Source organism: Arthrobacter rhizosphaerae, assembly GCF_023062595.1.
GTDB classification, from domain to species: Bacteria; Actinomycetota; Actinomycetes; order Actinomycetales; family Micrococcaceae; genus Arthrobacter; species Arthrobacter rhizosphaerae.
In genome coordinates this window covers 241,147-268,072 of record NZ_JALLAN010000002.1, presented here as the reverse complement: position 1 = coordinate 268,072, position 26,926 = coordinate 241,147, and the positions used below count along the sequence as shown (strand labels likewise).

Annotated in this window: 21 protein-coding genes; 8 read left to right on the top strand and 13 right to left on the bottom strand. The window is 62.2% G+C overall.

Features of this window, described 5'->3' with window-relative positions:
* Positions 1-4: 4 nt before the first annotated feature.
* From MU551_RS03815 to MU551_RS03805, 3 genes are read right to left on the bottom strand one after another with little or no spacing between them, the layout of a single operon-like run.
* The gene (locus MU551_RS03815; RefSeq protein ID WP_247040823.1) at positions 5-919 is read right to left on the bottom strand and encodes a carbohydrate ABC transporter permease; all 915 of its coding nucleotides are present in this window, start codon (positions 917-919) and stop codon (positions 5-7) included.
* Entirely contained in the window at positions 916-1,881 is a 966-nt protein-coding gene (locus MU551_RS03810; RefSeq protein WP_247040822.1) for a carbohydrate ABC transporter permease, read from the bottom strand. Before MU551_RS03810 ends, MU551_RS03815 begins: the two co-directional genes overlap by 4 nt.
* Before the next feature lie 5 nt (positions 1,882-1,886).
* Positions 1,887-3,248 carry an extracellular solute-binding protein gene (locus MU551_RS03805; protein WP_247040821.1) on the bottom strand — a complete coding sequence of 454 codons (1,362 nt, stop codon included), beginning with the start codon at positions 3,246-3,248 and terminating at the stop codon, positions 1,887-1,889.
* 153 nt (positions 3,249-3,401) lie between these two features.
* On the opposite strand from MU551_RS03805, the gene MU551_RS03800 reads away from it, so the two are divergent.
* The 3 genes from MU551_RS03800 (at position 3,402) to MU551_RS03790 (ending at position 7,776) form a co-directional block, all read left to right on the top strand.
* Positions 3,402-4,628, top strand: coding sequence for an ROK family protein (locus tag MU551_RS03800; protein ID WP_247040820.1), 1,227 nt, complete (start codon positions 3,402-3,404; stop codon positions 4,626-4,628).
* Positions 4,629-4,670: 42 nt separating this feature from the next.
* Positions 4,671-7,088: a beta-galactosidase gene (locus MU551_RS03795; RefSeq protein WP_247040819.1), complete on the top strand. Its 2,418-nt coding sequence runs from the start codon at positions 4,671-4,673 to the stop codon at positions 7,086-7,088.
* A gap of 142 nt (positions 7,089-7,230) precedes the next feature.
* The gene (locus tag MU551_RS03790) at positions 7,231-7,776 is read left to right on the top strand and encodes a DinB family protein (RefSeq protein WP_247040818.1); all 546 of its coding nucleotides are present in this window, start codon (positions 7,231-7,233) and stop codon (positions 7,774-7,776) included.
* A 15-nt stretch (positions 7,777-7,791) separates the two neighbouring features.
* Here the strand turns inward: MU551_RS03790 and MU551_RS03785 are convergent, their stop codons facing one another.
* The 5 genes from MU551_RS03785 to MU551_RS23465 all read right to left on the bottom strand — a co-directional run bounded on the left by MU551_RS03785 (position 7,792) and on the right by MU551_RS23465 (position 14,257).
* Complete coding sequence (locus tag MU551_RS03785; RefSeq protein ID WP_247040817.1) at positions 7,792-8,838, bottom strand: LacI family DNA-binding transcriptional regulator; 1,047 nt, start codon at positions 8,836-8,838, stop codon at positions 7,792-7,794.
* Between the two features lie 93 nt (positions 8,839-8,931).
* Positions 8,932-9,759, bottom strand: coding sequence for a carbohydrate ABC transporter permease (locus MU551_RS03780; RefSeq protein ID WP_247040816.1), 828 nt, complete (start codon positions 9,757-9,759; stop codon positions 8,932-8,934).
* Positions 9,756-10,688: a carbohydrate ABC transporter permease gene (locus MU551_RS03775; RefSeq protein WP_247040815.1), complete on the bottom strand. Its 933-nt coding sequence runs from the start codon at positions 10,686-10,688 to the stop codon at positions 9,756-9,758. The genes MU551_RS03780 and MU551_RS03775 overlap by 4 nt, the downstream gene beginning before the upstream one ends.
* Before the next feature lie 77 nt (positions 10,689-10,765).
* Complete coding sequence (locus MU551_RS03770) at positions 10,766-12,079, bottom strand: ABC transporter substrate-binding protein (RefSeq protein WP_247040814.1); 1,314 nt, start codon at positions 12,077-12,079, stop codon at positions 10,766-10,768.
* Positions 12,080-12,151: 72 nt separating this feature from the next.
* The gene (locus MU551_RS23465) at positions 12,152-14,257 is read right to left on the bottom strand and encodes an alpha-galactosidase (protein ID WP_247040813.1); all 2,106 of its coding nucleotides are present in this window, start codon (positions 14,255-14,257) and stop codon (positions 12,152-12,154) included.
* A 338-nt stretch (positions 14,258-14,595) separates the two neighbouring features.
* On the opposite strand from MU551_RS23465, the gene MU551_RS03760 reads away from it, so the two are divergent.
* Positions 14,596-17,334, top strand: a complete 2,739-nt coding sequence (locus MU551_RS03760; RefSeq protein WP_247040812.1) for a carbohydrate-binding protein — start codon at positions 14,596-14,598, stop codon at positions 17,332-17,334.
* Positions 17,335-17,450: 116 nt separating this feature from the next.
* On the opposite strand, the gene MU551_RS03755 is transcribed toward MU551_RS03760, so the two are convergent.
* The 4 genes from MU551_RS03755 to mhpA all read right to left on the bottom strand — a co-directional run bounded on the left by MU551_RS03755 (position 17,451) and on the right by mhpA (position 21,913).
* Positions 17,451-17,849 carry a cupin domain-containing protein gene (locus MU551_RS03755; RefSeq protein ID WP_247040811.1) on the bottom strand — a complete coding sequence of 133 codons (399 nt, stop codon included), beginning with the start codon at positions 17,847-17,849 and terminating at the stop codon, positions 17,451-17,453.
* Positions 17,850-18,065: 216 nt separating this feature from the next.
* Positions 18,066-18,863: an IclR family transcriptional regulator gene (locus tag MU551_RS03750; RefSeq protein WP_247040810.1), complete on the bottom strand. Its 798-nt coding sequence runs from the start codon at positions 18,861-18,863 to the stop codon at positions 18,066-18,068.
* Positions 18,864-19,015: 152 nt separating this feature from the next.
* Positions 19,016-20,362 (bottom strand): MFS transporter, encoded by a 1,347-nt coding sequence (locus tag MU551_RS03745; RefSeq protein ID WP_247040809.1) that lies wholly within the window; start codon positions 20,360-20,362, stop codon positions 19,016-19,018.
* A 3-nt stretch (positions 20,363-20,365) separates the two neighbouring features.
* Positions 20,366-21,913, bottom strand: a complete 1,548-nt coding sequence (gene mhpA, locus MU551_RS03740; RefSeq protein ID WP_247040808.1) for a bifunctional 3-(3-hydroxy-phenyl)propionate/3-hydroxycinnamic acid hydroxylase MhpA — start codon at positions 21,911-21,913, stop codon at positions 20,366-20,368.
* Between the two features lie 118 nt (positions 21,914-22,031).
* On the opposite strand from mhpA, the gene MU551_RS03735 reads away from it, so the two are divergent.
* From MU551_RS03735 to MU551_RS03720, 4 genes are read left to right on the top strand one after another with little or no spacing between them, the layout of a single operon-like run.
* The gene (locus MU551_RS03735; RefSeq protein ID WP_247040807.1) at positions 22,032-23,039 is read left to right on the top strand and encodes an amidohydrolase family protein; all 1,008 of its coding nucleotides are present in this window, start codon (positions 22,032-22,034) and stop codon (positions 23,037-23,039) included.
* A gap of 11 nt (positions 23,040-23,050) precedes the next feature.
* Entirely contained in the window at positions 23,051-24,163 is a 1,113-nt protein-coding gene (locus tag MU551_RS03730) for a maleylacetate reductase (RefSeq protein WP_247040806.1), read from the top strand.
* Positions 24,156-25,082 carry a hydroxyquinol 1,2-dioxygenase gene (locus MU551_RS03725; protein ID WP_247040805.1) on the top strand — a complete coding sequence of 309 codons (927 nt, stop codon included), beginning with the start codon at positions 24,156-24,158 and terminating at the stop codon, positions 25,080-25,082. Before MU551_RS03730 ends, MU551_RS03725 begins: the two co-directional genes overlap by 8 nt.
* A gap of 8 nt (positions 25,083-25,090) precedes the next feature.
* Positions 25,091-25,768, top strand: a complete 678-nt coding sequence (locus MU551_RS03720; RefSeq protein ID WP_247040804.1) for a substrate-binding domain-containing protein — start codon at positions 25,091-25,093, stop codon at positions 25,766-25,768.
* Here MU551_RS03720 and MU551_RS03715 read toward each other — a convergent pair.
* Positions 25,765-26,613, bottom strand: a complete 849-nt coding sequence (locus MU551_RS03715) for an alpha/beta fold hydrolase (RefSeq protein ID WP_247040803.1) — start codon at positions 26,611-26,613, stop codon at positions 25,765-25,767. The two genes, MU551_RS03720 and MU551_RS03715, sit on opposite strands and share 4 nt — an antisense overlap.
* Positions 26,614-26,926: the final 313 nt, after the last annotated feature.

The window sequence follows — 26,926 nt, the reverse complement described above, 5'->3', positions numbered from 1 at the left end:
TCTTCTATTTCATGCCTGATGTGGCGAACCCATTGACATAGGAGCGCTGGACGAAAAAGAACATGATGAGAACGGGGAGGACGTAGAGCACAGCACCGGCCGCGAGGAGGTTATTTACCGGAAACCCCTGGGAGTTGACGTAGCCGGTGGTAATGGCCACCGCCAGCGTGGTGTTGTCCTGGTTGAGCAGGAGCTGCGGAGCGATAAAGTCGCCCCACACGCCGTTGAAGGACAGGACGAAGGCGGTGATGACGACGGGCTTGGAGAGTGGGAGGAAGATTTGCAGAAAGATGCGCAGCCGCCCGCAGCCGTCGAGGATGGCTGCCTCTTCAAGTTCCCGGGGAAGCTGGGCGAAGAACTGGCGGTACAGGAAAATGAGGTAGGGAGCACCAGCCATACCCCACAAAACCCACGGCCAGTAGGTGCCGACCAGACCGACCTTCGCGAACAGCAGGTAGGTGGGTATGAGGGTGATGATGGGGGGTGTCATCATCATGGCGATCAGGATCCCGAAGAGGACCTTCTTTCCCTTGCCGTGAAGGCGGGCGAACCCGTAGCCTACCAGCGCGGAGCTGATGGTGGTCAGTACACCGGTCACCGTGGACAGGAAGAGGGAATTGGCGGCATAGGCCCAGAACGGCAAGACCATGGTGGCCTCGATGAAGTTCTGCACTTGCGGCTGAGTGGGAATCCAGGTGATTGGATCGGAGGCCAATTGCTGCGGAGTCTTCAGGGCCGTCAGGAAGAGCCAAAGGACCGGAAGGAACAGAATGGCGCAAACCACAACAAGTATGACGAAGGCGACCTGGTTCTTGCGTTCCCGGCTTTGCCGGATCGGGACTTCCGGCGGGGCGGCCTGGTATTCCGTTTGGGGGCGGTGATCGGTTTCCGTTTGGGTGCGGTGATCGGTGAGCGTCATCCTTCTTTCCCTTCTTTGGAGGGGTCGACGGCGTAAAACACAGTGCGTCCGCCGATCTTGAACGTAATGATGGTGACCAGCAGGATGACCAGGAAGAAGAGCCAAAGCATCGCGGACGCATACCCGTACTTGGAGTACGCGAAGTACTGGGCATAGACGTCCACCATGAAGATCCTGTTGGCTTCAGGCACGGCCGTGATCGCTGCCGGACCGTTGGCAGGTGAAAGCAGGAGTGCCGGGACAAACGTCTGCAAAACGCCGATGGTGGTGGTGATCACTTGGAAAAGAAGTACCGGCGAGATGCTCGGCAGCGTCACATGCCAGAAAGCCATGAAGGCGTTTGCCCCATCCAGCCGCGCAGCCTCATGAAGCTCTGCGGGAACATCCTGCAGGGCGGCGAGGTTGATCAGCACGCCGGCGCCAATGCCCCAAAGCATCACCACCAGCAGGACGACGAACACCGTGTTTCCGCTCATCCAACTCACGGCATCCGCACCGAAGATCGCCAGAACGCCGTTGATGGCGCCACTGTCACGGTCGAATAGCAGCTTCCAGGTCAGCGTTGCCGCGACGGGCGGCACAATCGCCGGCAAGTAAACCAGCATCCGAAGGCCAGTGCGGAAATGGACCTTTTCGTTCAGCAGCAGCGCCAGGCCCAGCCCTCCGCAGATGGTGATGGGCACAATGGCCAGAGCGAGCAGTCCGGTGCGCTGCAGGCTCGCCCACATTCGCGGGTCACTCAACGCATCGGTGTAGTTCTTCAGGCCAATCCAGTTCTGGTTAGGTGCTATTCCATCCCAGTTGGTGAAGCTGATCCACAGTGCGTAGCCCAGCGGAAACAGCGTCAGCAGCACTGTCCCGATCAGCCAGGGGGAGATAAAGGCGTAGAACGCGCCCGAGCCCCCGGTGACTCCCCGCCGTTTTCTGCGGCGGACATCTCTAGCCAAAGACTGTGTGCTCACCTCCGTCAGCCCTTCTTGCCGGCAAGTTCCATGCCCTGCTTGAGGAGATCGTTGACGGCAGTGGTCGCCTGGTCTGCAAACTGACCGGCAGACAACTCGCCCTTCACTGCGCGGGGGAAGAGTTCAGCAATGGCAGCGCTAACAGCTACCGCCTGGGCGTAAGGACTGAAGGGAAGAACCTCCAAATACTGCTCTTCATTGCGCTGCACTTTCAATGCATCCACCTGGTATGGCTGTGACTGCGGCAGTTCGGAAGCCAAAGCCGTGACGGCAGGCAGTCCCACGCCGGTCTGTGCCCTCCACTTGGCGTTGGGGCCGGTGCAGCAGTACCACTCGAGGAATGCGTAGGCTTCGTCCTTCATGGCCGTCTTGGAGGAGATCCAGTAGCCCGTGGCCCCAATGGTGGGGCTCACACGCTTGGATCCCATCATGGGGGCAGGCGCAAGCCGGGCGAACTCGGCGGTCTTTGGATTCGTGGCCACCATGCCACCAAACCAGTAGCCGGCAGACGCCATCGCTTCCCTCTTGGCATCAAACGGCGGCCAGTCCCAGCCATCCGGGTTAGGATCCACCAACGTGTAACCGACCTGCTTTTTCGCCACATCAATGTGCCACTGCAGCGCTTGCCTGGCCTCCGGACTGCTGAAGTCCGCCTTGGTGAGATCGTCATTGAAAATTCGCGCGTTGGAAGTGGCGACCATGGTCGAGAGAAACTCTATGGTAGGTGCAGTGGCGAACAGTCCATACTGCTCCACCTTGCCTCCGCCACGCTTTGTCATGGGCTCGGCGTATTCGAGCAGCTGGTCGTATGTGAGCGGCTTGTCAGCAGTCGGAAGCGGAATGCCGGCGGCAGCAAACATTTCGGTGTTGTACCAGAACATGGCGTCCTGGGACCAGTCCTTGACGAAGCCGTAGCGCGGTCCACTGCCCTGCTTGGTTCCATCCCAGCGCCAGACATCGTTGATCTTGGCCAGGTCGGACTCCTTCAGCGTGCTCGACTTCGCCAGATACGGGTCCAGGTCCAACGCCAGCCCGCGGCTGGCGAGATTCGCTGTGCCTGTGGCCCCAAAGCCGCGGGCCAGGTCCGGCGGGGTTCCCGCGGCCATCATGGCGTTGAGCCGGGTCGGATCATCCTTGATCAGGGTGATGGGCACATCGGGGTGCTCCTTGACCCATGCATCGATGACCTCCTGCGTGATCTCACCCGGGTTGCCCATAATCGTCAGACCACCCGGCTTCGGGGCAGACCCTCCACCTGCCGCACTCGCCGAGCATCCGGTCAGTGCACCGCCTGTGGCTGCAAAGCCGGCAAACAGGGCAGCGCCGCCCAAAAGGCTGCGGCGGGAAACATGCTTTTGTACATTCATTTGACGTACCTTCATCGCTACGGGCCCAAACAGGCCGAGGTGTGTAATCAAGTGGACCGACCCCCGACTCAGTGTGATGGTCACCACGTCGATGTGTCAAGAGTCTTTACACAAACTCTTTCTTTCTTACAGGGGGTCGTACATAATGAGGGAGTGAATTCAGCCCGAAGCGGAGGCTCCCTCCGAGATCTGCGACAATCCAACTCGCTGCATGTCCTGGACCTGATAGTCGGCCAAGGTCCCATGCACCGTGCCGAGATGGCAAGGCGTTTGGGTATTTCGCGCACCACCATCACCACTATTACGCGCGACCTGATGGAGCGGGGTGTCCTCGTAGAGCTATCGGAGCGGGCCGATGGCGGCGATGAGATCGATGGCCGGGCTGGGGACCAGTTGGCCTTTCATCCCATGGCCGGATGGATCGCCGGTATGAGCCAGGTGCTGGACAGAATCTGCGTCCGGATTACGGACTTGACGGGCCACGAAGTTTCATCCGCAGAAGGCCCCATTGGTGCCAAGGATGAATGGCAGCTCCGCGCTGAGGCGGCTGTCTACCTCCTGGACCGCGCACTGAAGGAGGGCGGCGGAGACCGCAGTGACCTTCTCGGCGTCGGGATCGGGCTGCCCGGGCAGATCAACCCGGTGGATGGCATCGTGCACGGTGCGCTGGCCGACCAGCCGTGGCACGGCATCAATGCGCGGCAGGAAATGAACCGCCGCCTGGAGCTGCCCGTTTTCATCGAAAACAACGTACGCCTTGAGGCCATCGCAGAAGCCAAGTGGGGAGCCGGGCAGGGAATCCGGGATCTCATGTACGTGAGCATGTCCAGCGGCATTGCAGCCGGGTTCCTCTTTGGCGGAGAGCTTTACCGGGGATCCGTGGGCGGGGCCGGGGAGCTGGGCCACGTCTCGATTGACGTCAATGGCGCCGCCTGTCGCTGCGGAAACCGTGGATGCCTGGTCCTGGTGGCTGGGGCTCCTGCGATCCTCAGCCGACTCGAGGCAACCCTGGGCCCATCAGCAACCATGAATGATGTCCTTGCTGCAAACGCTGCGGGAGACAGGCCCGCCCAGAACGTCCTCGCAGAGGCGGGAAGCACAGTGGGCCGCCTTCTGGCCAGCATGTGCAACCTGCTCAATCCGCAACGGATCGTGGTGGGTGGCCAGACGTCGCTGGCGGGCGCCGTCGTCCTCGATCCGCTCCGGGAGAGCATCATCCGTTACGCCCTGACGCCGTCGGCTGCCCTTGAAGTAGTGGCCTCGGATCTCGGCGGGGGCCCCGAGGCGGGAGCCGCGGGAGGGGCGGCCCTGGCTCTATCAAAGCTCACGTCATCGCCCGAGATGCTGGCCCGGCTCCTGCAAGGGTCCCGGGCCCAGTAGCCACCCGCGCCCCCAACGACTGCTGTCGTGAATACTGGTGGGATGAACGACGACGACCTCCTGACCACGGCTCCCCGCACCACCGCACGGCCCATGACCATAGATCCCGACGCCGTCGCCCGGATTGGGTCACTTCACGTCTCGCACAAACCTTGGGATTCGCCGCTCATCACGCCGGCAATGAGCAACACTATGGACCGGCACGAGCGGTACCGGCTGACCAACCGCTTCGTTGAAGTCCGGCAACGGCCTTGCATCCCGGTCTCGGGAGAAATCCACTTCAGCAGGCTTCCCCGGTCACGGTGGGAGGAGCGTCTCAGGCTTATGAAGGCCGGCGGCGTCACCGTCATCGCCTGTTACGTCTTTTGGATCCATCACGAGCAGCACGAGGGCAAGGTGCGTTTCGACGGAAACCTCGACATTGCCGCCTTCGTCCGGTTGTGCGAATCGATCGGGCTGGACGTCGTTCTCCGCATAGGACCGTGGTGCCACGGCGAAGTCCGGAACGGCGGTTTCCCGGACTGGGTCCAGGCCGTCGAGGTCAGGCATCGCACCAATGATCCCGCTTACCTTCACCTCGTGGACCGCTGGTTCAGCCAACTGGGAACCCACCTCCGCGGCATCATGGGGCCAGCGAGCAACGTCATCGGTATCCAGATTGAGAACGAACTGTATACCGAACCTCAGCACATCATCGAGCTCAAGAAGCTGTCCCGGAAGGCAGGCCTGAGCGCGCCCATCTGGACAGCGACGGCGTGGGGCGGGGCCGACCTCCCCCACGACGACGTCCTGCCGCTGTTCGGCGGATACGGCGACGGCTTCTGGGTGGAGGCGGATGCCCCCTGGGACCCGACGTTCCGGGAACACTTCTTCTTCAGCCATGTCTGGGACGATCCCGGAATCGGTGCGGACCTGCGTGAGCATCTGGGCTCCGGTAACGCAGGAGTTCACGCGGGCACGCCCCGGACTCCCTCGCCCTTGTACCCGGCGGCCACGTGCGAACTTGCCGGGGGGATGGCCACAGCATACCAACGCCGCCCCTGGCCGCGGGCGCTGGACGTTGCCGCCGTGGCCCACAACAAGATCGGCAACGGCTCGGCCTGGCAGGGGTACTACATGTTCGCGGGCGGGACCAACCCGGCTGATAACCTCCAGGAGTCCCACGCCACTGGCTATCCGAACGACCTGCCTCGTTTCGACTACGATTTCCACGCCCCGATTGGCACCTCCGGCAGGGTCACCGGAAGCTTTGCGGAGCTCCGCAAGCAGCATGCATTCCTCGCTGCCTTCGGAGACCGGCTGGCCCAGATGCCGTCCAGCCTGCCCGATACCTTGCCGGACGGGATCGAGGATACTTCCACGCTGCGCTGGGCCCTGCGCAGCGACGGCCACTCGGGCTTCGTGTTCGTTACCTGGCACCAGCCCCATATCCCGCTCGCTCCCCATGCCGGCGCCCGGTTCGACGTCGCCTTGGAGGCCGGCACGGTGACGTTCCCGAGCCGGGCTGTCACCGTTCCACCCGGGACGGTTGCGCACTGGCCCCTGAACCTGGAAGTCGGCGGGGTGACACTCGAATGGGCCACCGCGTCGCCGTTATCAATCCTCAGCCCCGGCACCTCGCCCACTCTTGTACTCGCCGCCGAAGCAGGCATTCCCGTGGAAGTGCGTCTACCGGAGGGGACGTCGCTCAGGGGCCCTGTCGATGAAGCGGGCAGCAACACGTTTGTTGTAGACGGCAACGCCCTTGCCAGCGGATCGGTTGTGCTCGAAGCGAGGTCGGCGGACGCTGCGCTCACCATCCTGGTGCTGTCCCCCGAGTCCGCCAATCAAGCTTGGATCCTGGATACCGCTGTAGGCAGGGAGCTGCTTCTTTCGGAGGAACCTGTGTGGGTCGCAGCCAGCGGAAACCTCGCTGGCCTGTCCCGCGGCATGCCTGACGTCCGACGCTACAACCTGGCGTCGGCCGCTTTTGAAGCCGTCCCCGTGGAAGGCGCCCTGCCAGCTCCCCCTGTGCTGCGCCCCGCCGTCGAGCTTGTCCGTCCTTCCCAACCCGTACCGGAAACGTTCGGATCGTTCGCCGGCCGGGCCTCGGCCCCGTCCCGGGAAACTATCGACGCCCTGTCCCTGGCCTACAAGGTTCAGTTGCCTGCTGATGTGTTTGCCAATGGTGCACGTGCCGAACTGGAGATCGCCTGGGCCGGGGACGTCGCGCAGTTGCTAGTTGACGGTGTCCTGGTCGCGGACAGGTACTGGGACGGCTCGCCGTGGGTTCTGGAGATTGACGACGCCGGGATCACGCCCGGGGCCGACGTCACCCTCCAGATCCTCCCGCTCTCGACGGCAGCCCGGGTGGGGCTGCCCCTGGAAGCAAAACGGCGGCTCGATGCTTCGCCCGGGGACCTCGGCGTGCTGGATTCTGTGCAATTGATCCCGTGGTGCAGTTGGGATGAGAAAGTCTAGATCCAAAGCGCCGTCACGACCTTCTTTAAGGCCGAACCAGCCGCTGGAGCCGAAACCCGCCGTGTCGTGGCAATGTTTTGAGCCAAATAAGGTCGGGATGGCGGGTCCGCGGTCATCCTGAACTCGGATAGGCTCACCAACCATGACTGACATCATCATCGACGAACAAGGCCGTCCCGAGCCTCCGCTGGCAAGTAATGAGACCGGCACTCTCCTGGGATTCCTCGACTTCCAGCGCGCCACCCTGGCCTGGAAGTGTTCTGGGCTGGACTCGGAAGGACTTAACACCACCGTGGCGCCATCCTCGCTGACGCTGGGCGGACTCCTCAAGCACCTGGCCTATGTTGAGGACAGTTGGTTTTCGGAGTCCTTCTTCGGCCGGGAGCCACATCCGCCCTGGGACGCCGTGGACTGGAAGGCGGACCGGGACTGGGAATGGCATTCGGCCTCCGGGGACTCACCTGAGCAGCTCCGCATTCTGTGGCAGGAAGCCGTTGACCGCTCCCGTGCGCTGACCTTCGAGGCCCTGGCCGACGGCGGGCTGGACCGGTTGGCCAGCCGCCCCATGGGGGACGGGACAAGACCGAGCCTGAGGTGGATCCTGGTTCACATGATCGAGGAGTACTCACGGCACAACGGACACGCCGATTTCCTCCGCGAGTCAATAGACGGGCTCACCGGGGAATAGCCTGGCCGGGACACCTTAGGCGGTCAGGTCGCTTCTGCCGCGGTCCGTGCTGGGTGCCGCAGCACTTTCCCGGATCACCAAAGCGGGCCGTTCCGAGGAGAACCGCCGGGCTCCGGGCTCCTCGGACACGCGTGCCATGAGCAGCTCGAACCCGCGCTGGCCCAGCCCGAAAAAGTCCTGGTGGGCTGTGGTGAGGGGCGGGGTCCACAGTCCGGAGAGCGGGTGGTTATCGAATCCCACCACGCTGACGTCCTCCGGTGTGCGGAGTCCCTCATCGGCCAGGCCGCGGATGACGCCCATGGCGATTTCATCGTTACCGCAGAAGACTGCCGTCACAGACCCGTCCCTGGCCAGGGCCTGCCCGATGGCCCGCCCCGATTCGGGCAACCACGAAGCATCCAGGGCAGGCGGTATGGGGGCGCCGGCTTTCCGAAGCGCCCTGCGCCAGCCCGTGGTGCGCCCATCTTCCCGGCGGGACGGCGGGACACGCACGTGATGGACTGTGCGGTGGCCCAGGCCCAGGAGAAATTCAGTCAGTTCCGCAGCCGCGCTGGATTCGTCCAGGACGGCCTGCGGCACCTGGGTTTCGCGAACCCCGGATATGGCAACAGTGGGGATGTGCTCGGGCAGACGCTGCAGCGCAGCCACGCCGGGAGCGTCGAACTTCAGGGCCACGATTCCGGCGAGGTCCTGGCCCACAACCAGCGAAACTGCGCGTTCGACGTCGTCCTCTTCAATGGAATCAACCACGGTGATGGACACGATGTAGCCGCGCGCCCGCGCGGCTTCCTCTATGCCCCGGATGGTCTCCGCGTATCCGTAGCGTGAGGTGTTGCCGGCGATCACCGCCACCACTGATGATTGCCGTGATGCCACCGACCTGGCCGCCGCGCTGGGCCGGTACTTCAGCAGGGCGATCGCGTCCATCACGCTTTGGCGCTTTTCCTCGCTCACCTTCGCGGCGCCGGTCAGCACCCGGGAGACGGTAGGTACCGAAACGCCGGCGAGCCGGGCGACGTCGGCAATGACAGGAGGGCGTTGCTGCTGCTTCTTAGTAGTCAAAGTGAGCCCGTCAGTTCGTGTGGGGGCGGCACGATGCTTCTCAGCCCCGCGCCGCACGCCGCCCCCCAGTGAGTTCAGACGCGTTGCTCGAGCTCATTTGACCGCGCCGCTTGTGATGCCTGAGATGATTTTACGCTGTGCAATGACGAACGTGATCAACAGCGGCAGGCTCATCAACGTGATGTACGCGAAGATCAGGTGCCAGTTTTGGAGGTACAGTCCGGCGCTGGCCACTTGGTAAAGGTTCAAGGGCAACGTATCCAGCCGGCCGCCCACCACAAAGAGCGCGTAGAAGACGTCATTCCAGATGTACAGGCAGATCAGGATGGTGGCCGTCGCCAGTACCGGGACCAGCAGCGGAAGGATGATCCTGACGAAAACCTTCACCGGGGAGGCGCCGTCAACCCGGGCAGCCTCCTCGAGTTCGGGCGGAATGGTCCGCACAAACCCGGTCACGAAGAAGATCACCGTTGAGAGGTACATCCCCATGTAAACGCCGATCATACCGACGGCGGTGCCGGCCAAACCCATCTGCCGGAGCAGGAGGACGATAGTCACGACGGCGGGCGGCAGGACGATCCCGCTGATGGCGACGGCGTAGACAATTGCCATACCTTTTCCTCCGCGCCGGCCCAGAACCCAGGCCGCCATGGAGCCGAGGATGAGGACACCGAAGACGGCGGGGACCATGACAAGCAGGCTTCCGAAGAAACCCGTCAGCATCCTGCCCTCGGAAAAGACCTGACCGAAGTTCTCGAGAAGCTGCCACTGGCTGGGTGGCGTGAGGTTGGGGTTGAGGGCCTCGGCCTGGTTTTTGCCGGCGGTGCTGAGCACCAGCCAGAAAGGGACTCCGAGCAGTAGGACTGCGACTGTCACGGCGACAATCGGCTGGACGGGAAGGGACTTACGGGCCGCTTTCACAGTACGTCCTCTCGCTTGCGAAGCATCTTAATCAGCGGGAACGCCAGGACGGCAACCGCGAGGAACAACACAAGGCTCATGGTGGTGGCCTGGGCAAAGAGCCCCTGGCCGAAGGTGCGGAAGATGAAGATGTTTAGGAGCTCGGTGGAGCCGCCGGGGCCACCCTCGGTGGTGGCCTGGACGACGTCGAACCCGTTCATTGAACCCAGCAGTGCTGTGGCCACATTGAACGTGACGGCAGGTGCCAAGAGTGGGAAGCGGATCTCCCGGAGGGTGGTCCACCAGGAGGCGCCGTCGAGCCTTGCGGCCTCGAGCACGTCGTCGTTGATGGTTTTCAGCCCGGCCAGGTAGATCAGCATCGAGAGTCCCATCCACTTCCAGGAGTGAACCAAGGCGACGACGACGATGGTCCACGTGGTGTCTCCGAGCCAGGGAATGGTGACGTCGGTCCCGGTAATGAAGCCAAGGATGCCGTTGAGGGCGCCTTCTGGTTTCAGGAGCGCCTGGAAGATGTAGCCGACGGCGAGGGCGGACATAATCACGGGGATGAAGAACGCCACCCGCACTGCCCTGTTCACTCGTGTGTCCCGTTCCAGCAGCAGGGCCAGGATCAGCCCGAAGAGGTTCTGGAAAACGGCCACCAGCACGGCGTATATCAGCGTGACGCGCAGTGCGTTAAGCAGGGTTCCGCTGTTGAAAAGGGTGACGAAGTTATCCACCCCGACGAAGCCGATGGATGACTTGAAGCTGGACCAGTTGGTAAAGGCATAGATGAAGTTGAACAGGGTGGGAATGAAGAAGAAGACAACAAGGACTGCAAGGGCAGGGATCAGGAACCACAGGGGGTGGTCGTTCTTCCCTCCCCGCCGCTTGGCCTTGCGGATATCTTCGACGCGGACGACGTCCTGGCGGGACATGACTGCGGTCACGTCTGGTCCTTTCTGGAGCGGAGTGCCGGGCATAATGCCCGGCACTCCCTCAGTGGGTTAGAGATACCGGCTGCCGGTTAGAAACCGGCAGCGCCTTGAGCCTTGGCCAGCTCAGCGAACTGGTCCTGGGTCGCCTTCGCTACTTCTTCAGGCGTCTTGGTTCCCTGGATCATGTCTGCGAGGAAGATGTACAGGTCGGGGTTGGCGATGGCTTCGGCCTGCATGGATCCCACGGACGTACCCAAGGAATCGCTGACGGCCAGCAACGCATTGGGAACAGTTCCCGGGGTCTTGACTGCGTCCTGAAGTGAGACGGTCGACTGCGCGGTGACGAAATCACCGTAGCCCTGGCCGAGCCAGTAGCTCAGCAGCTGACGGGATGCGGCTTCACGCTTGGCGTCACCGGTCTTGAAAGCCACCAAAGCATTGCTCTGGTCCGGGATGAAGGTACCAACGTTGCCGCTCGGGGCAATCGGGAAGAATCCGATCTTCTTGTTGAGCGTTTCGGTGTCCGATTGTGCCTGCAGCTGGGAGAAGAAGGAGTTGACCTGGACGGCCATGGCGGCTTTTCCGGAGAGCAGCGCCGCACCTTGGTCCTCGAAGGTTGCGGTCTTGATGTCCTCGTTGAACAGGCCTTCCTTGATGAGGTCGTTGTAGGTGTTGATGGCGCCCTGGATGGTGGGGTCAGTGAACTTTTCCTTGTTCGTGTTGACTCGGTCCCACAGGCCGTCCTTGGCAGCATCAGCAAGCTGAACCTGGACCCACCACTGGGTCGCCCAGCGGTCGCCTCCCATTTCGTAGAAGGGGGTTACACCCTGGCCCTTGAGGTCACGGCCCAGTTTGATGAAGGAGTCCCAGTCTGCCGGCACGCTCTTGATGCCGGCTTTTTCGAAGACTTCCTTGTTGTAGTAAACGCCTTCGACGGCGGGAGTGCTGATGAGAGCCGCATAACGGGTCTTGTCCAGGATCCCGGTAATGTCTTTCAGCGCCGGCTTTGTCGAATCAAGCCAGGGTGCGCCTTCGAGCGACTGAAGGTTTGTGGTGGCGTTCAGGGCCGTGAGCTGGGATCCTGTGGGCTGCCAAAAGGCGAGGTCCGGCTTGTCACCGGTTGCCACTTTGGTCTGGACGCCCTGTTCGTACGGGTCAGGAATGGTGACCACGTTGATCTCAGCGCCGGTCAACTTCTCAAAACCTGCGACGACGCTGTCCGGAACCTTATTTGAGTTCTGGGCTGCCCAGACGGTCAGCTTAGTGCCTTTAAGATCGGTATCGGCGGCAGGCCAGGCAGCGGGACTGTTGTTCTGGCTTCCTGATCCGGGGTCACTGCATCCCGTCAGCACGAAAGATGCTGCGGTCGCCAGAACTGCGGCGACTTTGAGGGCTTTCTTCATTGAAACTGCTCCTTGTTCTTGTATACGGATTATCCGCTTATCCGCGAACGGCCGCGGGGTAATGCAGGTTTCTCAGGCCGGACCGTCCGGAGTGAGGCGGAAGGTGCGGGCCGAAATGCCTGTGGTGGCGGCAACGGTGAGCGTTCCTTCTGTTGGATCCCAGGTGGTCTCCCATTGGGGGAGGTCAACGGGGAATACGGTTTCGATCCGAACCTTCCGCCCTGCCAGATGCGGGATGGCGAGCTGAGTCTCAGCCATGGTGCCGCGATTCCAGAGGGTGAGAAGATCTGATGCATCGGATCGAAGTCCCAGCGCAACCCAGGGATCCGTCCAGGCGGGGAGCCCGGCAGGCCAGTAGGGTCGCGAGGTACTGATGTCAGCGCGCAGGGTCTTAGAGGCAACCACTGCTTCGCGGACGAGTTCAAGTGACTGCTGGGGCATCCGGTTCAGGTACCCCGAGAGGTAGAACCGGCCCAGCAAACCGGTGGCAAGGCAGAAAGCTACTTCTTCCCTGCTCATTTCCGGTTGGGGGTACGCCCAGTTCGCGGCCTGCTCCGGAAGCATGGAGAGTGGTGCGGCTGCAGCGATGGGCGGATATTTGAGGAAATCCTGCTGATCCGAGGTGGACTGCATGGCCAGCCGCGACAGGATCGCGAAGTCCGTCCGCATGGCGCCCGAAGAACAGTTTTCAATGACCAGGCCTGGATGCCTGTCCAGCATCCGGTCCAGCCACTGTAGATGCGCCCGGTTGTGCTCCAGGAGCCCATCCCCGAGGCTGTCGGAGTTGTGGTCTGTCCCGGCGCCAGGGTCAATGTTGTAGTCCAACTTGAAGAAGCCAATGCCGAAATCCTTGACCAGCCGGTCGACGACCGCGTCCAGGTGACTGACTGCAGCAGGGTGACGAAGGTCCAGGTGGTACCGGCCGTGTTCAACCAGCCGCTGCCCGTGCCTTTGCAGGAATGCCTCGTCCGGCAGCACCTGCGCAAGAGGGCTGCGTACCCCCACTACCTCCGGCTCCAACCAGAGTCCGGGAACCAGCCCGGCGTCCTTAATGGCGTGGACCACAAGTTCCAGCCCTCCGGGGAAGCGGGTGGTGGACGGCAGCCATTCCCCCACGCTGTCCCACCAGTGGCCGCTGTCGTCGTACCAGCCGGCGTCGATGCAGAAGATTTCCGCGCCCACCTCGGCAGCCGCGGTGATAAGTGGAAGGAGTTTCTCGGTGGTGGGGTCGCCATTGAGGGTGTTCATATAGTCGTTGAAGACGGCGCCGAGGGTGCTGTTGTCCAAGTGCTCCCGGCGGGCAGAGCGGCGGAAGCGGGTGAGTTCGCCCATGGCCCCGGCGAAGTCGCTGGAGAAAGCCACTGTGGCGGGCACCGATGTAAACGACGCACCGGGGGCGAGGACTTTCGTCCAGGAAGAGTCCCGGTCGGTAGGCCCTGACAACGTGAAGTACCCGCCGGCGGTGTCCTCGCCGATCTCCCAGCGCCAGGCGCCGTTGTGTTCGATCTGCCACGCCCAGGAGGCGGCGAAGTCTCGCGATTCCAGCGCGGCGACCGGAAGGTTCTTCCCGGTTGACCAGGCACCCGTCGACACCACCGTCATTGCCCCGCGGGGATTGTGGCCCGTCCAATCCTCGCCCAGTTCGGGGAAGTCACTGCCCCGCAGGCTGTTGCGCTCCCACCGTCCCTCGCCAAGCCAGTCGCTGGTTCCCGAGATCCGCTCCCAGGAGCCGAAGGAATCCTCGACGCCGGTACCCGGCCTGATGCCGAAGCCTGCGGACCACGACGGCACCGCCTGCAGCACTACGTCCCCGGTACCGGTATTGGTGACAGTCACGGCGGACCGAACGGCTGCAACGCCATTGAGCATTTCAAAGTCCGCGGCGGCTTCAAGCGAGTAGCGTTCCGAGCGGAGCAGAATCCTTAATGCGGTTCCGCCGGCGATGTCCAGGGCCTTGTGCGAAACGTACCTGAGGTCGGCTCCGACAGTTGTGTGGGACAACCTATCCGAAGCGGCAACGTGGCCGCCGGCCGCAGTGAGAATCTCCACTGCCGGCATCGGGTGATCAATGACCAGTTCCGCCTCGTCGCCTGAAACCCCGGTCAGGCAAATCGGTTGCTTGGAATCCCACTCGAAGTTGAGTGTGAAGTGTGGGTTTCCCCAGGAAAGCTTGCTCACGGTGCTCCTCGTTTTTGCGAGTCGCACGATTCCTCAACCACACGACCATTTGATGATAGCGCTTTCAAGGCGTTTGGCAATAGATGACGCTGACGTGCTTCTACTATCCAGATTGATAGCGCTAACCCGCTAAGTTACGCCTGTGAATGGAGTTACTTTTTGTCCACATCGTGAAAATCGGCCTACCGCAGAACATGTGAAAGCGGTATCGTGTGCTGCTAAGCGGGACTTACGACGGCGCCATTTCTCCATCCCAACTCCTGGAAACCGATTTCCAGGATGCTGCCTGTCCTGGTCCTGAACAGCGGACGGTGTGACCGTCCAGGAGGAGCAACTCAATGAAGAGATTTACGGGTTCCACATACTTGGCGGTGGCGGCGCTGGCCCTGATGGGGGTGACTGTTCCCCACGCGTCCGCCCCAAACGCCGCTGCTGCCGATGAGGTGCCGGAGGTCCTGGGGGTCAACTTTTCCCAAACGACGGGCAATTTCCGGGGCGGTGCCACCGGCACGCTGTACGGCTTTGGTGACGAAGGTGCCCCGACTCCGGCGTTGATCAACGGGGCAAGGATCACCAACACGTCCCAAAAGGCACCTTTCGGTACCCAACATCCGAGCGGTGACTCCCTCAAGGTGGAGGATGGATTCTTCGCCAAGGGAGGCCAGGACATGTACGTCTACGTGCAGGATTACTACCCGGACTGGCCGTATAACGGCGGCGTCCGCCCCGGTGATTCGCGCTCCTACAACCAAGCCACCGGGACCTACACCAATGCGGCAAACGGAATCTGGGACTACCTGGAGGTGGTCGAACTCGTGGCCACCGCCGTCGCCACCCAGTCCGACCACCCCGAAAAGTACATCTTCATCCCCTTCAACGAGCCGGACCTCGGAAACTGGTACGGCAACTGGACAACCATGAAGACCACATTCCTGAATGACTGGAACGCCACCCACGCCAAGATCCAAAGCGTGTACGCCGCGAAAGGCCTTGGACACGCGAAGATCGGCGGCCCGGGCGACGCCGGATGGAAGGCCCAGCGTTCCTCAGATATCTTGGACTTCGCCAAAGCGAGCAATACATTGCCGGACATCTTCATCTGGCACGAGCTCGGAATCCAGCAACTCGCAACGTTCCGGTCCCACCTGACCGCCTACCGCAACATGGAAACCGCGAAGGGCATTCCTGCGATTCCGGTAAACATCACTGAGTACGGCATGCTGCGGGATATGGGCGTGCCAGGCCAGCTCATCCAGTGGTTTGCCATGTTCGAAGACGAGAAGGTGGATGCCCAAACCGCCTACTGGAACTACGCCGGCAACTTCTCAGACAATTCGGCCCGCCCGAACGGAGCCAACGCCGGATGGTGGATGTTCAAGTGGTACGGGGACCTTCAGGGCAGCACCACGGTAAACGTCACGCCGCCGCAGCTCAACGTGGCTGACACCCTGCAGGGAATCGGCGCCGTGGACAACGTCAACAAGCGCGCCACGGTCCTCTTTGGCGGCACCAGCAAGGACGTTTCCGTGGACCTGAGCGGGATTGATCCCGCTGTCTTCGGCTCCAAGGTGGACGTCGAGGTCCGCGAAGCCGCTGTCACAGGCGCCGAAGGCCTCGCCGGAACTCCCCGCGTCATCAAGGCGCTCGAAGGCGTCACAGTCACGGACGGAAAGCTCAAGTTCGACGTCGATACGTACGACCGTTACGCCGCTTACCAGGTAATCATCACGCCGGAGCAGGGCCGGCCCGTTACTGTCGATGGCACGTGGAGCCAGTCAGTCGAAGCTGAGAACACCGCCCTTACCAACGCCACGGCATTCACCCAGGATCCCCAGGCCGGCGGCGGCTGGAAGTTCCTGGCCTCCGGCGGCAAGGACGTGGGAGCCTTCAACACTGTCCAGTCCAAGGCCGACTGGACAGTCACGGTTCCGCGGACCGGAACCTACCGGTACCAGGTCATCGGGTCCACCCCTGGCGTGCCCGGACGGCACGCCCTCTTCGTGGATAACGTCAACACCAAAACTGTGCAGTACACAGCTGATCTTGCCCTCAATGCCACCAGCAAGTGGCAGTACCGCGGCAGCGCCGAAGTAACCGTCCAACTCACGGCAGGCACGCACGTGCTCTCACTTCGGACCAGCGCGGACGGCACCACCAAGCTGCCGAACTCGGACATTACCCTGGACAAATTCGTCTTGACCGACGTCGCATCCGGCGAAGTAACGGCCTACGCGGCTAACACGCTGCGGCCCTTCGGCGGAGCCAAGCTGACCTGGGGAGATGCCGTGCTGGACAACCCTGCTGCTTCACGCGGTTCCATGCGCATTCAGGGCTCGGGCCAGCGGGCGGACACCTATGTGACCGCGTGGGATTCCGGCTACTACGACATCACCGCCACCTACCGGACAGCGGCGGCATCTGATCTCCGCCTTACCGCAAACGGCAAGATCGTTGCGAATTTCGCCCCGGCGCAAAAAGGCTCCTGGAAATCGACGGTCCGAGTGCACCTCTCACAGGGAATCAATGAGCTCGAGCTTACTTCCGCGGCTGGTGCCTGGGTGGAGAGCGTCACCACCACCAGGGCAGCGGCATCGGACTCTGCGGCCGTAACCATCGAGGCGGAGAACGCTACCCTTCGCGGGAGGGCAGCGGTTAGGACGCTGACTGCCAGCACCGGCAGCAACGCCTCAGGTATGAAGCTGGTGGGGAACGTGGGAGCAGGAGCTGCCGACTACATTGAAATCGCGCGGCAGGCAAAGTTCTCCGCAACCGGCGATTACAACATGGTGGTCCGCTACGCCAACGCCGAACTGTCAGGAAGCCACGACTACAACCCCCAGGTGGTGGACCGCAAGATCCGCGTAGGAGAAGGCGGAAACCCTGCCGAAGCCGGCAGCGCCTTCTTCAGGTACACCTACTCCTGGAACAGCTTCTGGGAGCGGACCATTCCGCTCAAACTGACCACCACTACTGGAGCATTGACCCTCGGCAACAGCTCCGCCTACGCGCCGGATATCGACTCCGTGACCATCGCGCCGATAGTTGTCGGCGCAGCCACCACGGTTCCGGCGGCGTGACAACCATGCTCGCGGCTTAGCTGGTTAGCAGGACCTGGTTAGGTCACTAGGAGGCAGTACACAGGCGCTCGTCCGGGTTTCCGGTCGAGCGCCTGCGTGCGTTCTTTGGTAGCCGGTCAGATCCTGGCGTGAACTCCGTGGCTGGTGGGCCGGCCGTAGGACGCTGTCCCCAGAAATTCGACGGCGACAAACGGCTCTGAGCCCACCACCCATTCATCATGTCCCGGCGGCAAAGTGTAGGTGTCATTGGCACGTATTTTGGACCGGATACCTTCGGCAGTTTCGACTTCCAACACTCCAGAAAGGCAGAATCCCAGGTGATTGTGCTGGCAGTAATCGGTCTCCTCCAAGGGTTTGATGCTCTCGGACCACCGCCAGCCTGGCTCGAGAATCAGACGCACCACGGAGAAGTCATCCACGGTGACCAGATCAAACTCGGCCTTATCCGGACACCGTTTCTTGTCCGGGGCATCGAAGGATTTAACTGCGAGGGCACTAACAACAGTCACGGACATTTGAGACCACCTGTTGACGAAGGTTATGGGTGCTTGGGGGCGGCACCAAGCTGATGGGATACCGGCCGACGCCCTCATTTTCGAGGGTCGGAACCGGGGAATTTGCGGCGCTGTCCCCCGCAGCGCAGCTGTGCTCAACAGATCCTTGCTGACGTATTTCAAAGGTAGACCTCCGCCGCTGTAAGTCAATGGGCGCAGGAATCCAACGCGTCAGCGTCAGGACGCCTTGTCCGAGGAGACGCCCAGTTCGTTGGAGACAGTGCGGGCGGTTTCAAGCAGCGCCGCTGTCACCTTTTCAAGCTCAGCCTTGTCCACGTCTTCGGCAGGGAAGACCACCGTGATGGCCAGGGGCAGCGAGTCGACCGAAGAAAAGACGGGAGCGGCTACCGAGGAAACGCCAGGGATAATCCCGCCCGAGGTCACCGCGTAACCGGCGTGGAGGACTTCCTGCCGCTTCCTGTTGATCTCGGCGTCGGAGTACGCCTCGGCGCTCAGGCGTGCGCGGTCGGCAGCCAACACAGCGGCTGACATCGATTCGGGCAAGTAGGCGAGGAAGATGAGCCCTCCCGAGGAGGTTAACATCGGGAGTTTGGCACCGACTCGAACGTTGAAAGGCAGTGCGTGCGATCCGTAATCCCAACGGACCACGACAGGTCCGTCTTCGCCCCAAACGGAAAGATTCACCGAGTGGCCGCAGGCGTCCCGAAGCCTCATGGCGTAGTCCGAGGCCACCGAGACTTCATTGGTCCGGCGTAGCGATTCTGCGCCTAGCCGCCGCATCGCGGGACCGAAGTCGTATCTGCCTGTCTTCGGTGATTGTGAGGCAAGTCCGGAGCGGACCAGGCTGACCAGGTAGCGGTGCGCCTTGTTGGCCTGGAAGCCGCTGCGCTCAGCGATTTCGGAGAGCGGCATGGGCCCGCCGCCGTCCTCGAGAGCCCGCAGTATCCGCATCGCCAACTCAACGGATTGGATGCCCTGGCGCTCCGCGGCCGACTCCTGCTCCGACTCGCTCAAATCAGCTCACTCCCCTGTCTTTCCCAAAACTGTTGGTTCCCAAAGAACTGCTGGTTCCCGGGATAGCCAAAACACTTGCCGCACCCCGGCCTGCTTGGCGGCAGGTTCGGGGTGCGGCCAGTGTACTTGGTCTTTGAGGCCTCTGTTCCTGCCTAAGCTTCGGCGGCAGGTACCTTGAGGGACAGGGGTGCGGGCTCAGGAACCGAAATCGTCTTCACCCTGACGCGTGGCACCAGTATCGATGCAAAGGCTCCCACCACGGCCGGGATAGCAAAGGCGTAGAAGTTCCATTCCACGGAGAGCCCTGAAGTCATGACCCAGGCGCCCAATGACGGTCCCACGATGGCACCCACGCGGCCGAAGGACAGAGCCCATGCCAATCCGCTTCCTCGGATGTCGTCCGGGTAGCGGGTCAGGATGAAGCCATTGACCAGAATCTGGGAACCGATGAAGCCCACCCCGCTGAGGAACATAAAGATAAACAGAATGACCACGTTGGGGTTCACGCTCATCACCAGAAGGCTGACCGCGCCGGTGAGGAAGGCGACGACGACCACCGGCTTTGCGCCGATGCGGTCGGCAATCCGGCCGCCGATGATGACTCCGACAGCGACGCCGATCCACATGGCGGCGGTCTGCAGCAGTGCCGAACCCAGGGAATAGCCGTTGGCCTGCATCATGGTGGGGAGCCAGGCAGTGATGCCGAAGACCAGCAGGAGGCCACAGAACGTCATCACCCAGAACAGCAGTGTGGCACCGGCGATCCCGGGAGCAAACAGCGGGCCGATTCCAGCAAGGTGCCGTTTGCCGGCCAGCGTCAGTACCGGTGTCGGCAAGCCCATCGACTCGCTGAGACGGTGTGCCTCGGCAACCTTGCCGGTCCGGAGCAGGTGGACAGGAGGAACCGGTAGCAGTTTCCATGCGAACGGCAGGATGACCAGAGCTGGAATGACTCCGATGATGTACAGCCAACGGAACGAGGTGGAAGGGAGGAGTGCCGCGCCCAGCAGCGGGGCTGCAAGCCCGCCCGCTGCATAGCCGGCCATGACTATTCCGGTGTTGCGGTTACGGTGCTGAGGGACGGAAAGATCTGCCACATAAGCCAGGAGCGTGGGCAGGACGATACCAAGCCCGAGGCCAACGAACGCCCGGCCAATTCCGAAAAGTGCCACGTTCTGGGCCACGGCCGAGACCACCATGCCCGCGGAGAAAACCATGCAGCTTGCCAGAATCAGCCGCAGGGCTCCGATCCTGCGCATCAAGGCACCGGCGAGGGCTGCGCCGATCAGCATTCCGGCTCCCACGACTGAGCCCAGGACACCGGCTGACGCCTTGTCGATGGCCAGCGACTTGTCGGCCAGCAGAGCGGGAACTGAAACGCCATAAACGGCGAGGTCGTACCCCTCGAGCATGGCGATGACAAAGGCAACGGCCAGCAGCATGCGTTCGGTAATGGTGCGGACTTCCCCAGGCCCGGCTTTCTTATGGATTGTGGACATGGCTTACACTCCTACTGATGCTGCCGTGCTGCTCACCGTTGAGCAGGCTTTTTGGTATTCATGGACGAGGGATTCGTACTCGCTGGCTGTGCGCGCGGCGCCGAACACATAAAAATCAGGACGGACCAGGACAGCGCCGCAATCGTTGTCCCGGAACCAGTTCAGGTAACTCCCGTTGACGTCTGTAAAGGAACCGCTGACCTCGCCGGAATCCGGGTCAATCACGACGACGTCTCCGCACTCGGTTGTAGCGGACAGGGCTGCCTCCGAGTACCACCTGGCATCGCAGAGGAGACGGAATCCGTAGCCGAAGACGTCGTCGAACAGGGCTGACGTGGTATCAGTCCGGACTTCGTCCTGGATGAAAAGCCGGCCGTTGGCGGGATGGTCGGTGGTTGCAATGAACCCCGGCCCCAGCCCCGGAAATCTCAGTTTCTCCGGCTTCATATTGTTCCGGCGGTTTTCCAGGAACTGGAGGTCACGCTGCCGGGCCTTCTCAGGATCACGCATGGTCTGGACCTTGCCGAGCTCGATACCCTTCTGGACAACTGCCGCAACATGGGGCTCGCGCTCGGTCTGGTAGCTGTCAAGAACAGTGTCCTCGGCCCTGCCCGTGAGCACAAGGTCAAGTTTAAAAGCGAGGTTCTGGGCGTCCCGGATCCCGGAGCACATCCCTTGACCGAGGAACGGCGGCATCTGATGGGCGGCATCTCCCGCCAAGAGAATCCGCCCCTGCCGCCACGACCCGGCTATGAGGGAGCGGAAGGTGTACGTTGCCACGCGGATGAGCTCTGCCTGATTCGGCGACAGATAATTGACTACCCTGGCCCATACCTTCTCAGGATCCCGCTCCACAAGAAAGGCCTCTTCGGAATCGAGCATAAAGCTGAAGCGGTGGTGGGAGGGGCCCAGCGAAATGACGGACTGGGGCTGCCGCGGATCGCAGACCTGGCGTGCGTGCGGGAGGTCAACCTCACCGGTGAGCCGGAAATCGCAGACCAGCCATGGTTCGGAAAAGCCGAAGTCTTCCAGCTCTGAACCCAACCATCCGCGCGTAAAGCCGTTCCCGCCGTCGCACGCCACCACATAGCCGGCGGTGACAACGCCGTCCGGGCAGTTCACCTCCACACCGTCTGCGGTTTCTGCGTAGCCGTCGACCGGTGAGTTGAACCGCACGGTCACGTTGGGCAGGGACCGGCAAAGACGGCCCAGGGCGTCCTCGAGCTCAGGCTGGTACATCATGTACCACTCCGCCCACCCCGACGCCCCCTTGAGGGCGAACTCGTGTTCAATCAGCAGTTCACCGGAGGCGTTGCGCCACTCGTAATTGCGCTGGGCGTTGACCTTGGGGAGCAGTTCCTGTGCGATCCCCAGGCGGGCGAAGGTCCGCATGGTTTCGTCGTCGAAAATAGCGGCACGGGGCAGGTTGTAGAGCCCTGAGTATCTTTCCAGCACCACCACCTTGTGTCCGGCCTGGCCCAGCAGCGCTGCCGTGGCCATTCCCACCGGGCCGTACCCCACAACGGCAACATCAAATTTTTCCATCGTCATCCTCAAATTCCCTGGATCGGACCACTCCTGTGATCCTTGACACAGTGCCAGAGTAGGATTCATTATTAGTGAAGTCAATGCATATTAGTGAATTGATTTACGGCCAAAGGAGATCGTTATGAAGAAGATTGCCCTCGAAGAACACTTCGTCACTCCGGACCTGGTGGGGTACGGAGCCAGCACCAGTTCCATTGCCCAGCCCCAGGCGTGGGCCGATGCCTCGAGGCGGCTTCTCGACTTCACCGAAGAGCGACTTCCTGAAATGGACCTCCACGGAATCGACATGGAAGTCCTCTCCTTGAACTCCCCCGGCATCCAGGCGGAGAAGGATCCGGCAACCGCGGTGGCCAAGACCAAAACGGTTAATGACTTCCTCGCCGGAGTCATGGCGGAACGCCCCACCCGCTTCTCGGGCTTCGCAGCCCTTCCCCTGCAGGACCCCCAAGCCGCAGCCAAGGAACTACAACGTGCTGTCACTGAACTTGGCATGAAGGGTGCCCTGGTCAACGCCCACACCAACGGCATGTACCTCGATGACCCCAAGCTTCGTGTCGTCTGGGAAATGGCCGAAGGACTCGACGTGCCGCTGTATCTGCACCCGGCCAACGGCGTGGACACCGCAGATGTGCTGAGCGGGCATCCTGAGCTGGTTGGCCCCATGTGGAGCTGGGGCATCGACACGTCCACCCACGCGCTCAGGTTGATTTTCGGCGGAGTGTTTGACGACTTCCCGAACGCCAAGCTGCTGCTGGGACACATGGGCGAGGGCCTGCCGTATGTCCTGTGGCGGCTGGACTCCAGGTGGGACTTCCACAATCACCACGGCATCGAACTGGCCAAGGGAAAGCCCTCCGAATACCTTCGGGACAACCTCTATATCACCACCAGCGGAGTGTGTTCCCCCGCTCCGCTGCTGTGCGCGATGCTTGCGGTGGGTGCAGACCACATTCTCTTTGGTACTGACTACCCCTTCGAGACCATCGAGGAAGCAGCGAAGTTCCTGGACACCGCACCCATCAGTGAATCGGATCGCGAGAAGATCAGTTTCCGCAACGCCGAGAAGCTTTTGCGGCTGGGCAGCAGTGCGGATGCGGCAACCGGACTGGTTTCTGCCGGAGCCGTTTAGGAAGTAGATCAATGACTCTGACTTTTGAGCATGTGACTTTGGGACAGCGCGTCCGTTTCGGCACGGGGAAGGCTGCGCAGAACCTCAGCGCCGAAGTGGATCGTCTCGGTGCAACGCGGGTCATGGTGATTGCCAGCGAGTTCGAAGCGCCCATCGTGGAGAGGGTCAGCGCAGGCATCGACGTCGCCCTTTATTACAGCGATGTAGCACCGCATGTGCCCATCGAAAAGGCAGAGAAGGCCCGCGCAGCGGCAATCGAGCACGGCATCGACCTTCTCGTCTGTGTTGGTGGCGGTTCCACCACCGGGCTGGCCAAGGCCGTCGCCATGACCACGAAGCTTCCGATTATCGCGGTGCCCACCACATACGCCGGTTCGGAAGCCACCAATGTGTGGGGTCTGACGGAAGCGTCCAGGAAGGCGACGGGGGTGGACAACAATGTCCTTCCCGGAACGGTGATTTACGACGCCGAGCTGACCTTTTCGCTGCCGCCCCGGCTCTCGGTCGCTTCAGGCCTGAACGCCTTGGCACACTGCGTCGATTCCATGTGGGCTCCCCGGGCCGATCCTATTAACCAGGCACTGGGGGCGGAAGGCATTCGTGCCCTTGCCAGCGGGCTTCCCCGTATCAAGGACAATCCCCAGGACCTTCCCGGCCGGGAGCAGGCCCTGTATGGCGCCTATCTCTCAGCGGTGGCCTTCGCCTCGGCTGGTTCGGGGATGCACCATAAGATCTGCCACGTGCTCGGAGGGGCTTACAACATGCCCCACGCCGAGACCCACGCCACCGTCCTGCCGTATGTCCTTGCGTTCAACGCGCCGTTCGCGCCTGACGCGGAGCGCCGGATTGCGGCGGCGTTGGGGGCTGACGACGCCGTCACCGGGCTTAACGCTCTCCGCTCCACTCTGGACGCGCCAACTGCGCTGAAGGAACACGGCCTCCTGGAGGCCAACATCCCTCAAGCCGTGGAACTGATCCTGCCGGCCATTCCTGCCGGAAACCCCCGCCCTGTCACAGCGGCGAATCTGGAGGAACTCCTCCGTGCCGCCTACTCCGGAACCACCCCGGCCTCTGATCCAGCAACCTCTGATCCAACCAGGAACAAGGAAGCCAGCCATGTCTGAGACAATCCAAAGCAGCCGGCATCTGCGTCCACACGAAATCACTGCCGAGCAGGCCGCCGTCGAGCAGTCCCTTGTGGACACCGTCGTCGCTTCTTTCGATAAAACGGAAGACCCCCGGCTCAGGCAACTCATGCAGTCCCTGACCCGGCATCTGCACGCCTTCATCCGCGAAGTGCGCCTGACCGAGGAGGAATGGAACGCGGGCATCGCTTTCCTGACAGCCGCCGGCCACATCACTGATGACACCCGGCAGGAGTTCATCCTGCTCTCGGATGTCCTCGGAGCCTCTATGCAGACCATCGCCATCAACAACCAGGCTCACAAGAGCGCCACCGAGGCCACGGTTTTTGGACCCTTTTTCGTCACCGATGCGCCGGAGATCCCCATCGGCGGGGACATCGCCGGAGAAGCCGCGGGGCAGCCATGCTGGGTTGAAGGAACAGTTACCGATACTGAGGGGCGTCCTGTCCCGGGGGCGCGGATCGAGGTCTGGGAAGCGGACGAAGACGGTTTTTACGACGTCCAGTACACAGACCACCGGGTTGCCGGACGCGCCCACTTGTTTTCGGACGAGGACGGCAAGTACGCGTTCTGGGGCCTCACCCCGACGCCCTATCCGATTCCCCATGATGGACCCGTCGGCAAAATGCTTGAAGCTACCGGCCGTTCCCCTGTCCGCGCCTCCCACCTGCATTTCATGGTCACGGCCGCGGGGCTGAGGACTCTGGTGACGCACATCTTCGTGGAGGGTGATCCCCGGATCGATATCGGCGACAGCGTCTTCGGCGTCAAGGAATCCCTGATCAAAAGATTCGAACTCCAGGCGCCGGGCAGGCCAACTCCCGACGGCCGGGACTTGTCCGGCCGCGACTGGGCCCGCACGCGGTTCGACATTGTCTTGGCCCCGGCTGAGGTCTGAGCATTGCCATGCAGCTAAGCCACGGATTGTCCCTGTTCTGCGCCATCGCCTTGCGAAAAGCAGTCGAAGAGCGACTCCTTGAATTCAGGCAAGTGTCAGGGCAAACGGTGGAAGCACACTATGCTCCGACGAACGTTCTCCTCCAGGAAATCGACGACGGCGCCCGCCCGGATGTCGTCATCGGCGTCACCGCAGCCGTGGAGCGGCTGGGGGCAACGGGGTTCCTGGATCCCACCTCGCTGGCGCCGTTCGCTAAGTCCGGCATCGGCGTCGCGGTTCCTCCCGGGACGGACCCTCCAGACGTTTCCACCGTAAGGTCGCTCATCGCTGCCCTGATGGCGGCGCGCTCCGTAGCCTACTCACGGAACGGACCTAGCGGCGTCTATTTTGCCCGGTTATTGAGGGAGCTGGGCATCTCGGAACACGTGAACCAAACGGCGGCCATAGTGGATCACGGATTTACCGCCTTGGCGCTGCTGGACGGGCGATCTGACCTGGCCGTGCAGCAATTGAGCGAGCTTCAGGCCGTTCCGGGAGTCAGGATTGCCGGACCTCTTCCGGACCCGGTTCAGCACCACACCCATTTCTCCATCGCGATGGACTCCAGACCGGTCAACCCGGAATCGGCGGGGAACGGTCCCGCCGTCGAGCTTTTCACCTTCCTGACGACAGGGGCAGCTGCTTAGCCAGGAGCCGCAACAGTCGCTGACAAACTGGCGATAAAGAAGGATGCGGCGGCGCGCATGAACCTGTCCTCCGTGTCCCGGCGGACGAAGTGGGATGCGCCCTCAAAGACCTCCACGCGGGCGCCGGCTTCCAGGGCAAAACGCTGGTGTTCAGGCGTGATCCCGGTTCGAACTGTTCCCGTGATGATGAGGACGGGAACGGTGGAGTTCGTCAGGGTAGCAACCAGGTCCGGCCATGGCGTTGCGGGAATAACGTTGCCGTTCAGGACGACGCGGGGATCGCAATCCTCCTGCGCCTGGCAGCTCCGGAGTATCTCAGCGGCACTCCAGTTGGGCCATTCGCGCTTCCTGATGGCCCTGCGCTCCGGAGCTGTTCTTGACTGGACGTCAACAAGGTGTGCGTGGGCGCTTTCGGCCACACTGCGCTCCTGAAAAGGTGTGACGGGAAGCCGCCAAAAGGGATCTTCGAGGAGCACGCCCGCCGGAACAAACGTTCCCCTTCCGGACTGCAAAGCCGCCGTCGCGACGGCTGCTGCCACCCCGCCACCGGCAGAATGCCCGTAGTACAGCGCGGGGAGGCTCTCCAGTACCTGAAGCTCCGCGGCGCTGAAGGTTTCGAGAACGTCCTGCACCATAACGTCCCCTGGATGCCTCTGAAGATCGTCATCTGACCAGCGGGGCGAGTTCCCGTGTCCGCGCAGGTCCAAGGCCAGGACCGCCCAACCGGCGGAAACCCAGTCCGGAAAAGCGGCCTCCAGGCACGCCGCCGACTCCACGAGGCCGTGGATGGCAACAACGACCGCGGTGGGCGCTGCGTCCGGCAGCGACAAACGGTAGGACAACACTCTTTGGCCTCCTTGAAACTCTGCCATTAAGGACCGCCCCAAGGCCTTCTTTCGGAAAACGATATCCCACTTGCTCGGTATCGGCCATCAGCAGGACCCCGTCAACGTGAGCTGACTCACAAGGCTGCAACCTCGTCGCAACCCTCGCGCCCCTACTGTGAAGACAACGGCCATCGTCCTGCTCACCCACACATGGCGATGAATGCACTGCCAAGGCAGGCCAAGAAATTCCGGCCTTCGGTGCCGTTCCACACTTATTGCCAGTGCACCGGTTGGTGCCGGCACAAACGAAGGACTATCGACAATGACGACG

What these genes read in the sequence shown, in the direction of transcription:
- MU551_RS03805 (WP_247040821.1), bottom strand. Translation starts at nt 3,248, where the DNA reads ATGAATGTACAAAAGCATGTTTCCCGCCGCAGCCTTTTGGGCGGCGCT.
- MU551_RS03730 (WP_247040806.1), top strand. Translation starts at nt 23,051, where the DNA reads ATGACTCTGACTTTTGAGCATGTGACTTTGGGACAGCGCGTCCGTTTC.
- MU551_RS03745 (WP_247040809.1), bottom strand. Translation starts at nt 20,362, where the DNA reads ATGTCCACAATCCATAAGAAAGCCGGGCCTGGGGAAGTCCGCACCATT.
- MU551_RS03790 (WP_247040818.1), top strand. Translation starts at nt 7,231, where the DNA reads ATGACTGACATCATCATCGACGAACAAGGCCGTCCCGAGCCTCCGCTG.
- MU551_RS03725 (WP_247040805.1), top strand. Translation starts at nt 24,156, where the DNA reads ATGTCTGAGACAATCCAAAGCAGCCGGCATCTGCGTCCACACGAAATC.
- MU551_RS03760 (WP_247040812.1), top strand. Translation starts at nt 14,596, where the DNA reads ATGAAGAGATTTACGGGTTCCACATACTTGGCGGTGGCGGCGCTGGCC.
- MU551_RS03770 (WP_247040814.1), bottom strand. Translation starts at nt 12,079, where the DNA reads ATGAAGAAAGCCCTCAAAGTCGCCGCAGTTCTGGCGACCGCAGCATCT.
- mhpA (WP_247040808.1), bottom strand. Translation starts at nt 21,913, where the DNA reads ATGACGATGGAAAAATTTGATGTTGCCGTTGTGGGGTACGGCCCGGTG.
- MU551_RS03720 (WP_247040804.1), top strand. Translation starts at nt 25,091, where the DNA reads ATGCAGCTAAGCCACGGATTGTCCCTGTTCTGCGCCATCGCCTTGCGA.
- MU551_RS03815 (WP_247040823.1), bottom strand. Translation starts at nt 919, where the DNA reads ATGACGCTCACCGATCACCGCACCCAAACGGAAACCGATCACCGCCCC.
- MU551_RS03755 (WP_247040811.1), bottom strand. Translation starts at nt 17,849, where the DNA reads ATGTCCGTGACTGTTGTTAGTGCCCTCGCAGTTAAATCCTTCGATGCC.
- MU551_RS03795 (WP_247040819.1), top strand. Translation starts at nt 4,671, where the DNA reads ATGAACGACGACGACCTCCTGACCACGGCTCCCCGCACCACCGCACGG.
- MU551_RS03735 (WP_247040807.1), top strand. Translation starts at nt 22,032, where the DNA reads ATGAAGAAGATTGCCCTCGAAGAACACTTCGTCACTCCGGACCTGGTG.